General features: G+C 65.8%; 9 protein-coding genes and 3 pseudogenes. 2 read left to right on the forward strand and 10 right to left on the reverse strand.

What is annotated here, in order from left to right; all coding sequences use genetic code 11:
• Both IEY37_RS21645 and IEY37_RS21650 read right to left on the reverse strand, forming a co-directional pair.
• Window positions 1-111, reverse strand: a pseudogene (locus IEY37_RS21645) (leucine zipper domain-containing protein); the annotation flags it as partial.
• A gap of 554 nt (window positions 112-665) precedes the next feature.
• On the reverse strand, window positions 666-1,712 hold the full coding sequence (locus IEY37_RS21650) for an AlbA family DNA-binding domain-containing protein (RefSeq protein ID WP_229674762.1): 1,047 nt from the start codon (window positions 1,710-1,712) through the stop codon (window positions 666-668).
• Window positions 1,713-2,420: 708 nt separating this feature from the next.
• On the opposite strand from IEY37_RS21650, the gene IEY37_RS21655 reads away from it, so the two are divergent.
• A complete protein-coding gene (locus IEY37_RS21655; protein WP_188945021.1) occupies window positions 2,421-2,561 on the forward strand; it encodes a hypothetical protein in 141 nt (46 codons plus the stop codon).
• A 1,280-nt stretch (window positions 2,562-3,841) separates the two neighbouring features.
• Here the strand turns inward: IEY37_RS21655 and IEY37_RS21660 are convergent.
• The 6 genes and pseudogenes from IEY37_RS21660 to IEY37_RS21680 all read right to left on the reverse strand — a co-directional run bounded on the left by IEY37_RS21660 (window position 3,842) and on the right by IEY37_RS21680 (window position 8,209).
• The gene (locus IEY37_RS21660; RefSeq protein ID WP_188945022.1) at window positions 3,842-4,258 is read right to left on the reverse strand and encodes a hypothetical protein; all 417 of its coding nucleotides are present in this window, start codon (window positions 4,256-4,258) and stop codon (window positions 3,842-3,844) included.
• A 176-nt stretch (window positions 4,259-4,434) separates the two neighbouring features.
• A pseudogene (locus tag IEY37_RS22965) lies at window positions 4,435-4,527 on the reverse strand (recombinase family protein); the annotation flags it as partial.
• A 274-nt stretch (window positions 4,528-4,801) separates the two neighbouring features.
• Window positions 4,802-5,209, reverse strand: a complete 408-nt coding sequence (locus IEY37_RS21665; protein ID WP_188945023.1) for a (R)-mandelonitrile lyase — start codon at window positions 5,207-5,209, stop codon at window positions 4,802-4,804.
• Between the two features lie 20 nt (window positions 5,210-5,229).
• The gene (locus tag IEY37_RS21670) at window positions 5,230-6,264 is read right to left on the reverse strand and encodes a zinc-binding dehydrogenase (protein WP_188945024.1); all 1,035 of its coding nucleotides are present in this window, start codon (window positions 6,262-6,264) and stop codon (window positions 5,230-5,232) included.
• Between the two features lie 59 nt (window positions 6,265-6,323).
• Window positions 6,324-6,845, reverse strand: a complete 522-nt coding sequence (locus IEY37_RS21675; RefSeq protein ID WP_188945025.1) for a lipocalin-like domain-containing protein — start codon at window positions 6,843-6,845, stop codon at window positions 6,324-6,326.
• A gap of 104 nt (window positions 6,846-6,949) precedes the next feature.
• The gene (locus IEY37_RS21680) at window positions 6,950-8,209 is read right to left on the reverse strand and encodes an MFS transporter (protein ID WP_188945026.1); all 1,260 of its coding nucleotides are present in this window, start codon (window positions 8,207-8,209) and stop codon (window positions 6,950-6,952) included.
• A gap of 146 nt (window positions 8,210-8,355) precedes the next feature.
• Between IEY37_RS21680 and IEY37_RS21685 the strand changes: the two genes are divergently transcribed.
• Complete coding sequence (locus tag IEY37_RS21685; protein WP_229674763.1) at window positions 8,356-9,444, forward strand: LacI family DNA-binding transcriptional regulator; 1,089 nt, start codon at window positions 8,356-8,358, stop codon at window positions 9,442-9,444.
• Between the two features lie 448 nt (window positions 9,445-9,892).
• On the opposite strand, the pseudogene IEY37_RS22930 reads toward IEY37_RS21685, so the two are convergent.
• Window positions 9,893-10,863 (reverse strand): annotated as a pseudogene (locus tag IEY37_RS22930) (Ig-like domain-containing protein).
• Between the two features lie 72 nt (window positions 10,864-10,935).
• Window positions 10,936-11,697, reverse strand: a complete 762-nt coding sequence (locus IEY37_RS21695) for a DUF305 domain-containing protein (protein WP_188945028.1) — start codon at window positions 11,695-11,697, stop codon at window positions 10,936-10,938.
• Window positions 11,698-11,852 lie beyond the last annotated feature (155 nt).

The raw sequence follows: 11,852 nt of genomic DNA on the forward strand, positions 1-11,852 counted from the left end.
CGCCCGCGACACTCCGGCCTCGGCCGCGACATGCGACAACGGCCTGGTGGCGCACCGCTGGACCAGGCGGAGCCGACCTTCCGGGGTCAACGGGGCATTACGGTGGGACACGGGCAGGCTCCTTGGCTGACTTCACATGATGAGGCGTAGACACCCACATCCTGTCGCCGAGGGCCTGCCCCCTTCACACCCGCCCCGCCGTCACCAACGTCATGACCGCAACACCTAGTACGCCGACTACATGAAGCAACAGCAGGCTCGGCGCGGCGCGAGGAAGACGCCATCGAGACGGCGCCTCGAGCGATGACTACTAGGGCCGAGCGCGAGGTGTGCACGCGGTCGTCTTGGAGAGCCATGGCTGACAACTTGCGCGCGTATGCGGCCCCTTCGGCTTTTTCCGACGTGGTTCCGTCAAACGTGGTCTTTCGCCGTCCAATATGGCGGGAGGGTGCGGGAATGTGGCTAGAAACGGCAAGTACTAATACAACTTGCCAACTACATAGTTCAGAAGGATGCAGTGCTGACTGGGGGTATCCTATGGGTTCCCCCACAGTCAGATGGCAACAAGCAAACCAAACCTAGAGCGAAGCTAATCGAGGCCCGTCCCGTCCTCAACCGGAACGTCGGATTGACGTCCTCAAGCAACGACTTCCGAAGGACTATGCTCACGCAACTGGTGATGACGGCTCGTAAGGTCCGACGTGTGCCCTGAGAACATCAATTAACCTATTGGCCGACATCAGTGCATGCAGAGCGGGGGCTTCGATCGGTATTGAGTCCTCCCCCGATCTGCGAACCACGCTAACAAAGGACCCTCGAACCTTGCCGTCCACGATTGCGCCGTGAACGAGGTACGGCTTTGAAGTGTCCGGCTGGGGGGGCAGCTCAATTATAAGGAGCTTGCCACCAGCTGCAGTTGCAACGATGCTAACACTCAGACCTGTCGGGAATGGGTACAAATGTTTCTCCAGCGCCTGCCGGTGTCGTCGAACAGAGTAGCCATCGACAACAACGGGTGTGATCCTCCCGAGCACTTCACCGGATCCAACTTTGCGCGTCGCCATGCCAAATATCAACAGCCCTCCATCCGTTGAGTTGGCAAACCGCGCCACGGCCTGCGCCAATGAGATCTTGCCGTGGAGACTCGCAAGGTCGTACAGTTTCTCCTTAACGTCTAGCCACGGGCCCTCGGGCTGACCGATCAGCGCTTCCGCTCGACGAGCGCGGAGAACGTGGAGTGCGGCAGTTCTATCTAGCAATCCGCCCTCTTCCACTGATTCGATCAACGCGATCATGCCAAGGCCCACTTCGTGGAGGGCGGCAACGCTTTTTCCGATGATGCTTGGCTCTAAAAGTAGTGAGAGCAAGTAGGGCGGAGCTCCGATGTGGTCATCTGTGTACTCCATTGCAAAGATGCTGACATGTGACTGCTGCAAGAAGGCTTCCGTGAGCCGGAACACTTCGAGTTCGAGCTCGTCCTGGTCTTCTAACAGTGTATAGAAGGGGACGTGCAGTGACATCAACATAAGTTGTTCACCCGTGCGTGCCCCGCCCAACGGTGCCTCGGTTGCCAGAAATCCTACGCCTGTCACTCCCGTGAGCACGTCTTCGTTCAACCAGATGGGGTCGTCGGTGGTTACAATTAGTGACGGGGAATAGACATCCGAGTTCAGCGCGTCTATGAGAGCGTGCCGTAGGTCAGTTGCCGACATGTTGGGCAGTTCCGAAATGTGCGCCGCGAACCCAAAGTCTCGCTCTGGCGACGCCCGCGATGCTAGGTGAAGCTCACGACTGTTCTTGTCGAGCCATACCGTGCGCGCTGACCGAGCCTTCGTCATGCGCTCACAATGCCACACTAGACATCTGCATCGCGGAACGTGTCCGTTGTGGCCGCCAGGGGTTCGTCGCACCCATCCGCACCCGCGCGAACGCGAGCGCGCACGAGGACGCGCTCTCGGCGGAGAGCTTTGCCATCGCGTCCGCCGCGGGGACGTGGAGACGTCGGCATTGCACCCTCGACGAGGCTGTCCGGACCGTAGGGCTGATCGTCCAGACCTGGCGGGCCTCATCCCCCGCCGCGCCTCGCACTGAAGTGCAGGCTGACCTGGCCAACTAAATCCCTCTCGTCGAGAAGTCGGGAATCACCCCTGAAGCACGCCGTGGTGCGCTGCGATGCACGCGACCGGCGCAAGGGATGCATCGCTCGCCTCTCGACCAAGATCGACTCACCGCGACTACCGCGCTGAACTTCACGAAGTGCGGGACCAAGTCAGGTCATCCGGCTTACGCTGCACATAGGCACACTCAGGACCGTCGAGGCTGAAATCGGTTTACGCAATCCCGCTCATGCACCTGCGTCAAAACTCGCAAGACCTGTCGACGGATTTAACACGCAGCCCGTACTTCGACGAATCGCGGGAGTGCGCGGCGAGTTCGATCACGCGCTTCCGGCCCATGCACTGACACAGCACCGTGACGAGTTCTACGCGTCGCTGAAAGAAGAGACCGTCGAGCGTTTCGTTGCCATCTTCGAACTGCTCAACGCCACGGTAAAAGAGTAGCCACGGTCGGTGACTCTGGCGAGCTCCTTGAGTCACGCCCGCCGCTGTAAGGAAACGACTCATTGGCTCAGGGCAAGAGCAGGGCACCCGCCAAGATGCTGATGGTGAGCGCCCAAGCCGTCTCGCCAAAAGCAACGATGATGCGCTCGAACATGCTCATAGGCGTCCTCCTGTAGTTTTTCGTCATTTCTCGACCAACGTCAGTTCGCTCAGAGTGAACTTCTGCCAATACGAATCGAACAACGACGAGACCAACCAGGGAGCCCAACATCAGCATCCCACCTGGAATCGAACCAAGGACTGCCGCCCCTGACCTCAACCAATGAGAAAGGTGAGTGTAGCAAGCGCATGTGCGGGTGTCTAGTTCCGCGCCCCGGGGTTAGATCTAGGTCGCTGCACTACTTTCTATCACTGGGGGTGGGGCTTGGCGTCCGCCGTCCAGGTGTCTGCCTTGTTCCATTGTGAGCGAGGAATTACTGGCGCCGATTGGCCAGCTTCGTCATACAGGGTATTCAGTCCGTCTATCAACTGCGCATCGCCGACCGTGCTCGCTGCTGCGGCGGCGGTTTTCCTGCGTAATGCGTTGTAAGCTACACCCGCGCGCTGATGTCCCACGGCGCGACCGCTAGCGCCAACCTGGTTGCGCACTCCAGTGAGAGCGGCGCTAAGAGCAGCGCATAGGACGGCGGCTAGCCGAACACCGAAGGCGGGGGGACTCTGTGTCAGCGTGATCGTGGTCAAAATAGTCGCCGCGAACGCCGCGACAAGTGACGGTGTTCCGAGCACCCATGTGTCGACGAAGTCGAAAAGGCGAGCTGATCTATGGTGGGCGTCCCCAGCTTTCAGTGCCCGATACTCTAATTGTCGAAGATATAGACGCTGCTCGTCGCTGAGGTGCTTGGCACTACCGTCGCTTTCACGCATGTGTTTGTCGTCAGCGCAGTTGGCGATGCAGGCGGTCGACCACCGCGTTGACCTCGTTCCCCGAAGCGGACGCGGGCAGGTACTCGGTGTGGGTGTGTTGCCCGTCCGACTGCGTCACCGTGAAGACGATGCGGCTCTCGGAGGGGCTGTGGATGATGTGGACGTGTGGCCGTTCGGCGGTGATGTCGCCGTTCGGGCCGATGAAGACGTCGATAGAGCCGTTCTTGCGGTACTTGCTGTAGTAGCCGTCGTCGCGGCTTGGCGCTGGATACCGGGCGACGCGCTCGTCGTGCGCTTGGTTGATCAGTCATTGCCGATAATAGATCTTATGTAAAGCTGAGCCGATTCAGTGCTGATCAGGCCCTTCCCGAGGGCCACGGGTACAGCGGCCCGGGGCGCTCCCGGTCGGGGTTGCGGTAGGGCGTGCCCGCGTCGTCGAACAGGATCGCGACCGGTCCGTGTTCCTGGCTGCCGCCGGCGTGGCTGACCGCGGCGAGCACCAGGGCGAGGTTGTTCCGGTCCAGGCCGGGCAGATTCTCGTTAAGCAGGCCCGCGTCGGCGCCTAGCGACGCGGCCAGCGCCAACAACCGTCGTTCCCCGCCGGACCACGGCCCGTCGGCGGCGAGCTGCTCGGCGAGCTCGCCGAAGTCGATCCAGGCCCGGCCGCGGTCCTCGACGTGCACCCACGGCTGCCCGGTCGCGGCGAACCGGCCGCCGCAACCGCGGATCAGCAGCTCGATGGCCGCCTCCAGCGGGTCAGGCCGCGGGCCCACGCCCGTAGCGCGTCGTGGTGGGACGCGGTGAACGCCTCCGGGGTCGTCACGGGTGGAGCCTACGGTCGTGGTCCGACAGTGGCCCGGCTGGCGCTACCCGCGACCTTGGGCGCGTCGGTCGAACAGGCTCCACCCTTGCCGAGCAGTCTGAATCCATACGGCTCGCCAATGTCGTGGAGGTTTCCCGGCCGACCACTCTGCAGGCCGCGGGCCCGGGCAACCTGCAGGCCGGCGTGGGTCCGTTCGCGGATCAGGTCTCGCTCAAGCTCGGTGTGGCGCGGTGGGTTGTGAACCAGGCGGCGGCGTGGTCGACCAGAGCGCATGGGGAGCAGCGCGGACGCGGCCTGTCTGATGGTGCCGCGGCGGACGAGTCCCGATTCGGGGTGAAAAGACGTTCCCACCGCGGTGAAGTCGGCGTCGTCGACGGCCATCTCCTGCCAGCTGACCTAGATCCGTTGCCCGTCCTGCACCGCGGGGGCGCCGTTGGTGACGGTGTGCTTGCCGGGGTATTCGGCGCGGTGCTCGGCGCCGGCCTGTTCGACGTCACACGGACACGCCGGCGGTGTACTCGTCGTCGGTGACGTGCTCGAGCCAGGTCACGACTTCGCCGTCGGCGTCGGCCTCCTGCATCGCGACGTGAGCCATGAACCGGGTCGGCGCCGCGCCGTGCCAGTGCTCCTCGCCCGGCTCGATGACGACCACGTCACCGGGCCGGATCTCCGTCGGGGCCGAACCGCGACGCGCCACGTAGCCGACACCATCAGTGACGTACAGGGTCTGGCCCCGCGGGTGCGAATGCCAGGCGGTGCGGGCGCCCGGCGTGAAGCGCACGTGGGCGCAGCCGATGGCCGACCGCGCGTCGGGGTTGCGGATACCGTCGATGAACACCGTGCCGGTGAACGACGACTCCGGCCCGCGGGCGGTCGCGGTGGTGGCGTGGTCGATCCTCATGGTTCCTCCAGGGTGGACGGTCAGGGACGGATGAGCACCTTGAGCGCCTCACGGGCGTCCATCAGCCGGTAGGCCTCGGCGATGTCGGTCAGCGGCAGCTCGCGATCGAAGACGCGGCCCGGGTCGATGGTGCCGTCGAGCACCTGCGGGATGGCCGCCTCCAGGTAGGCGCGGACGGTGGCCGGGCCGCCGGTCAGGGTGGCGTTCTTGCCGAACAGCGAGGCGAAACCGACCGGGGCGTCGGAGTACTGCGGCACGCCGACCCGGGAGATGACACCGCCGGGCCGGACCACCCCGTAAGCCTGCTTGTAGGCGGGCATGTGGCCGACGGCCTCCAGGACGACGTGCGACCCCTCGCCGCCGGTGATCTCCAGGACCTTCGCGACGCCCTCCTCGCCGCGTTCGGCGACGACGTGGGTCGCGCCGAAGTCGCGGCCGAGGTCGGTGCGGGCGGTGTGCCGACCCATCAGGATGATCGTCTGCGCACCCAGCTGCCGTGAGGCGAGCACCGCCGACAGCCCGACCGCGCCGTCGCCGATCACCGTCACCGTCTTCCCCGGGCCGACGCCGCCGCGGACGGCGGCGTGGTGGCCGGTCAGGTAGACGTCGGACAGCGTCAGCAGCGACGGCATGAAGCGCTCGTCGGTGCCGGCGGGGATCGCGACAGCGGTGCCGTCGGCCTGCGGGACCAGCAGCAGCTCGGCCTGGGTGGCCGACGGCGCGCCGTCAAAGAACCCGCCGTGCACGCACGAGGTGGTGATGCCGTCGCGGCAGAACGCGCAGGTGTTGTCCGACCACGCGAACGGCACGATGACGGTGTCCCCGACGCTGAGAGTGCTGACGTCGGAACCGGTCTCGATGGTCACGCCGATGGCTTCGTGGCCCATCCGGCGACCACCCGGGGTGTCGGGAAGGTCGTGGTAGGGGTGCAGGTCCGACCCGCACACGCAGGCGTGGGTGACGCGGATGATCGCGTCGGTGGGGGCGCCGATGACGGGATCGGGTACCTCTTGGACGCGGACGTCGCCGGAGCGGTACATGACGGTGGCCAGCATGGGATTCCTTCGCAGATGGGCTAGTACTGAACAGGGAAGGTCCGGTGGTGTCGGTAGGGTCAGGTGGTCTGCCGCTGGTAGGTGACGCGGAACCCGTCGGTGGGGTCGATGGGGGTGAGTACCAGGGTGTCGCCGGTGATGTCGTAGTTGCGGGTCAGGGTCTGACCTATCAGAGAGCGGGCGGCTGCGGATTCCACGGTGACGGCGAAGGTCCCGGCCTTCGCGTCGAGAGTGAGTGGGCCATAGAAGGCTTCGTATCCCTGGACGGTGAAGACGGTGTCCGCTGCGGTCATGTCAGGGTTCATGGCCTGAACGGAGACAGTGTCCGGAGTGAACGCGATCTGTCCGGTGTAGGGAATTGGCTGCAGGTTGTCCTCGGTGCCGACCTCCAACCTCGTCATCCGCCACAAACCCAGCAGCGGCTCCGCGCGGTTGGAATCGATCGTGGCCGGACTGCTCGGGTTGACCTGGGTTGCGGTCGGATTGCTGCTTTCCTCCTCCGCAGCGAAACGGGTTGACGCGCACGCGCTCAGGGCGAGGATCAGCCCGACTGTCAGCGGGGCACTCCACAGCCTGTACATGATGTGACCTTCCGATAAGTGACCAGGAGAGCGGTTGGTGGGAGGGCGGTTCGTGGTCGGCTAGGGCGGAAGCGCCGTCGCTGGGCCGTAGATGGAGCTGTGCCTCAGGTCGATGCGAGGGTTTTGTCGTGCCGGGTGCGGTGAACTTCAGTGGGGGCCAACGCGCCGACGGCCAGGATGGCCAGGCCGATCAGCAGCGGTACGACCGCAAGTGCGTGCTGAATGGTTCCCAATGAGCCCAGTAACCCGATCAGCGGCGGCCCGGCCAGGAAGGCCAGTTGCCCGATACCGGAGACCACGCTGACTCGCTGGGCGGCGGTCGTCGGGTCGTCTGCGGCTGCGCTGAGTCCAACGGGATACCCGAGGCAGGCGCCCAGCCCCCAGAGCAGGACTCCGACGAAAGCCAACGCGGGCCAGGGGCTGACAACGAACAGCACCAACCCCGCCAGCGCCAGCACGGCCAGCGCGCGGATTGTGCTCACTCGGCCGTACCGGTCCAGCAGGATCGGCCCGGTCCAGCGACCCAGGGTCATCGCCGCCAGGAAGACCGCGTAACCCAGGGATGCCAGCGCCGCGGAGATGTGGTGATCGTCGACCAGGGCGACGGCGATCCAATCGTTACCCGCGCCTTCGGCGAATGCGAACGCCAGGACCACCAGCCCGATCATGAGAGAACGTCGGTCGATCCGGCGGTGGGGCCCGTCACCCGCACCGGATCTTGTTGCGGTGTTGTTGTGTCCAGGATCTGCGGGGAGGAACATCCGCGCACCTGCTGGGACGCAGATGCCGATGAGCGCGGCCAAGGTGAGCAGGTGCACGGTGACAGGAACACCGATAGCGATCAGGCCAGCGCCCAGCAGGGCGCTGCCTACCGTGCCGATGCTGTACCCGGCGTGGAAACGGGGCATAACGGCCCGCCCCGCGCGCTGCTCGACCGCGGCCGCGTGCACGTTCATGGCGACCCCCCAGGCCGCCAACCCGAAGCCGAAAACGAACAGACCGACCACGACCAGCGCGACCCCGGCGTGATATCCCACACCGATCGCTACCAACGCAGCAGCTGTCAGCACTGCCATCCCCGCCACCACCGACCGGGTGCTGGACCGGCGGATCAACACCGCCGCGGCCGGCAGTGCAAGGAGTGAACCCACAGCCAGAGCGAGCAGCACCAGCCCGAGATCCGCGGCACTGAGCCCTAATTCGCTGCGCACCTGTGGGATGCGGCTCACCCAGCCGGCAAAGGCCGCGCCCGATCCGACGAAAGCCACCGCGGTGGCCCGGCGGGCCCGGGCGACCTGCGGGGCGTCTGCCTGCGTCGAGGCCTGCCCCGTTTCGCCTACTGCGGTCCCGTCGAACGTGGCCATAAAGTGTCCTGTCTCGACAGTCGGCGTCTCGCCAACTAGATTTACCGGTACATCGACCGTACCGCGAAGGTGATGTACCGGTCAATCATTGTGATGGCGCTCATGGCGCGTGACGAAGCGACCGGAAGGGACTGGCGGTGGCGAGGGTGACATTGCAGACGATCGCCGATGCGGTCGGGGTCAGCCGGATGACGGTGTCCAATGCCTTCTCCGGGTCGGGCCGCATCTCAGCCGAGCTGCGGGACCGTGTGCTCGCCGCAGCGGACGAATTGGGCTACGCCGGACCGGATCCGGCGGCCCGGGCGTTCACCAGAGGGTCAACCGGAGTGGTCGGAGTTCTTGTCAACGCCAAGCTCGGTGACGTCTTCTCCGATGAAGTCAGCTCCGCTCTGCTCGGTGGGGTCGCCGATGGGCTTACCGGGTCGGGTCTGTCCCTGACGCTGCTGTCCACCCAGGAAGCGGTCGACGGACGCATTCCGGCCCGCGACGTCCCCATGGACGCCACCTTGGTGTTCACCAACCAGTACGACGCGCAGTCATTGCACTGGTTGCAGCGTCGGAGTCTGCCGCTGGTACTCCTGGACCAAGAGCCCCTCGCCGGCGTCGCTGCGGTGAACGTTGACGATCTCGGCGGCGCCCGGCAGGCTGCAGAACACCTTCTGCAACTGGGGCACCGCCGGATCGGCATCGTCACCGTCGGGCTCACGCCACCATTCGGCTTGCAGACCGACCCGTTCGCCGCGCTCCCGGCCGATGAAGCCCACATCACCCGACAGCGGATCCAGGGATGGGTGCACGCCTGCAGCGCCGCACAAGTCACTCCTGTCATGGTCAAACAACCCAAGACGCCCTATCAACCCGAAGCAGGCGGATACGCAGCCCTGAACACCATGCTGGAGGTCGACCCCACCATCACCGGCGTGCTCTGCTACTCCGACCGGTTCGCTCACGGCGTCCTCAACGCAGCCCACGACCGCGGGCTACGCGTCCCGGACGATCTGTCGGTCATCGGCTTCGACGACAGTCCGATAGCGGTCAACCTCCGTCCGCCATTGACCACGGTCAGGCAAGACCCCGCCGAAAAGGGACGCGTCGCCGCCGCCCTGCTCATCGCCGCCGTCCGCAACGACCACTCCGCCAGGAACACCCCCGCCCCTGACGCAGCCCGAAAGCTGCTGCCAACCCTTTTGATCAGCCGGGCAAGCACCGCTGTACCGCCTGTCCCAGCGCCGTGACACCAGATGCGAGGCGCAGTGCCGTCGACCCCTAGCTGTCGATTGGTCAAGATTCCGGTGGGTGGTTTCAGAGGTGGTAGCGGCACTTCCTAGGGTCAGGCGTCGTGTTGACGTCGTCTCGTCCGATGGAGAGGCCGGGCGCCGGCCGCAATTTCTCAAACGTCGCCGGTCTATGCGAACCCCACAGCACGTTCGGAGACGCTGGCTTGTTTCTGAGTTTCACGACGTTGCTCGTAGTGGGTTCATGCCGCTGCGGTTGACGGGTTCGAACCGTATCTGGGACAGATATCCCGAGGCGGAGTGCCGGCGTTGCCGGTTGTGGGAGACCTCGATCTAGTCCAAGATCGCGTTGGCGAGCTCGATGCGGGACGTTCGGTATCGCCCGTCGAGGAGTTTGACCTGCATGCGGGATCAGCGCCCCCGACAACTCGGCGGCGGGGTACGGCACTCAGGTGTGGTTGGCTGCCTTTGTCGTGGCGCCGTCGACCGGAGGGTGCTGGCACCACGGCGTCTTGCAGCAAACGCATACGGCGACGCTCGACGTCAAGCTTCCGCAGCAGGGTCCTGGCGCATCTGCGCACCTGAACCGTCGGTCCTTTGGACGCTTCTGCGTGCCGGCCGGCCAGTACTCCCGGGGCCGGGAGTGCACCGTGCGGTCATCCACCCACGACCAGGAGCCCTCCACCGCCGGGACGGTGGTCACCGACAGGGCCCGCTCCGCCGCCGCCCGATCCGCCGGCGGCTGGTCGAAAATCACCGACAGGGGCTGCCCCACGCCGATCTGCCCGCGGTCCGGTGGCGGCTCGAACGACGGGAAGATCACCCCCGCCGGCTGCACGGTGGGAACGAGCTGGACGAGGTCGTGCTCAGCCCGGCGGCGTCCACGGCTGTGGCGGCCAGCTGGTAGCTGCGGGCGTAGCCCAGCGGTTCGCTGGAGATCCAGGTCCGTTGGTCAGGCGAGAGCGCGCCGGCGACGAGCTTGCCCTCGGTGTTGGTCAGCGACACCTGGGTCAGCTCGCCAGCCTGGGCGGTGACCGTCACGGGCTGCAGCACCGATACCCCGGTGGCCGCATCGGCCGGCGTCATCGTGATCACCGCTTGCGTCGCCGGCGGGCTGGGCATGCTCGAGGTGGTGGGCGTGCCCGCCGCGGAGGCGGGCGGGGGTGTCGAGCTCGCCGCCGGTCGCGCTGCCCCGTCGGTGGGCTCGGTCGAGCGGGGTGCGGTGGACACGGTGACCGTCACCTGTGAAGAGGACGACGAGGAGGTAAGGCCGCCGGTAGTGCAGGCGGTGGCCGTGAGCGCCGCCGTGAGCAGCAGCGACGCCAACAGCACCCGGGGGCGCCGGGAAACGCGCATCGAGGTGACCCTTCGGTCGAGGACACACAGGAAAGACAGGTCGGGAGGTAGCCAGCCCCTCATGGGGGCGGGGCCCGCGGCGTGCCTGGTGGCCCGGCCCGCGGCCGGACCACCAGGCAGCACAGCCGGGAGCGGTCAGAGGGTCTGCAGCAGTTGCTGCATGGTGGCGATCTCTTGGGTCTGGCTGTACTTGATCGACTCGGCCAGCTGCAGGGCGTCGGGGTTGCTGCCCTGCTCGAGTTCGGTCTGAACCATCGCAATGGCGCCGGTGTGGTGCTCGATCATCATCTGCAGGAACATGCGGTCGAACTCGGTGCCAGTGGCCGCTTGCAGCGCCTGCATCTGCCCGTCGGTCATCTCCCCGGGCATCGACATGGCCGTCGAGGAGCCCATGTCGCCGTCCTTGCCCATGGTCATGCCGCCGTGGTCCATCCCGCCGTGGTCCATCCCGCCCTCGGATGGGGCGGCGGTCGAGGAGGGCATGTCGGCCGTCGAGGTGCTCACTCCCCATGCCTGCAGCCAGGCGGTCATCTGCTCGATCTCCGGGGCCTGCGCCGCCTCGATCGTGGCGGCCAGGTCCTTGACCTGCTGACTGCTGGCCCGGTCGGGGGCCAGTTGCGCCATCGCGACGGCCCCCTGGTGGTGGGGGATCATCATCTGCACGAACATGATGTCCGCGTCGTTATGGGTGCTGTCCCCGGCGCCGTCCGAAGTCGACGAGCTCGAGGACGGCGAGGACGTAGCCATCGACACCACCACGCCGGCAGAGGCCGTGGAAGCGCTGGAGCCGTCCGCGGTGGTGGTGTCGTTGCCGCCGCAGGCGGCCAGGGCGAGAGTGGCTGTGGCGGACAACGCGATGAAGCCACGACGAACCAAGGACCGGTACAGAACAGTCATGATGGTGTGCTCCTTGCACGAAGGAAGATCCGGATGAGGGCGTGCCGAAAGCCGCCGTCCAGTACGGGACGGCGTCAGCCGCTCTCTAGATGTACTGACCGGACAGGTTGGTTAAGCGGGTGATCGGGGCGTTGCGTCCGATGGCGGTGTGGGGC

The organism is Nakamurella endophytica, from assembly GCF_014646215.1.
GTDB classification, from domain to species: Bacteria; Actinomycetota; Actinomycetes; order Mycobacteriales; family Nakamurellaceae; genus Nakamurella; species Nakamurella endophytica.

What these genes read in the sequence shown, in the direction of transcription:
- IEY37_RS21650 (WP_229674762.1), bottom strand. Translation starts at nt 1,712, where the DNA reads ATGTCGGCAACTGACCTACGGCACGCTCTCATAGACGCGCTGAACTCG.
- IEY37_RS21665 (WP_188945023.1), bottom strand. Translation starts at nt 5,209, where the DNA reads ATGAGGATCGACCACGCCACCACCGCGACCGCCCGCGGGCCGGAGTCG.
- IEY37_RS21670 (WP_188945024.1), bottom strand. Translation starts at nt 6,264, where the DNA reads ATGCTGGCCACCGTCATGTACCGCTCCGGCGACGTCCGCGTCCAAGAG.
- IEY37_RS21675 (WP_188945025.1), bottom strand. Translation starts at nt 6,845, where the DNA reads ATGTACAGGCTGTGGAGTGCCCCGCTGACAGTCGGGCTGATCCTCGCC.
- IEY37_RS21680 (WP_188945026.1), bottom strand. Translation starts at nt 8,209, where the DNA reads ATGGCCACGTTCGACGGGACCGCAGTAGGCGAAACGGGGCAGGCCTCG.
- IEY37_RS21695 (WP_188945028.1), bottom strand. Translation starts at nt 11,697, where the DNA reads ATGACTGTTCTGTACCGGTCCTTGGTTCGTCGTGGCTTCATCGCGTTG.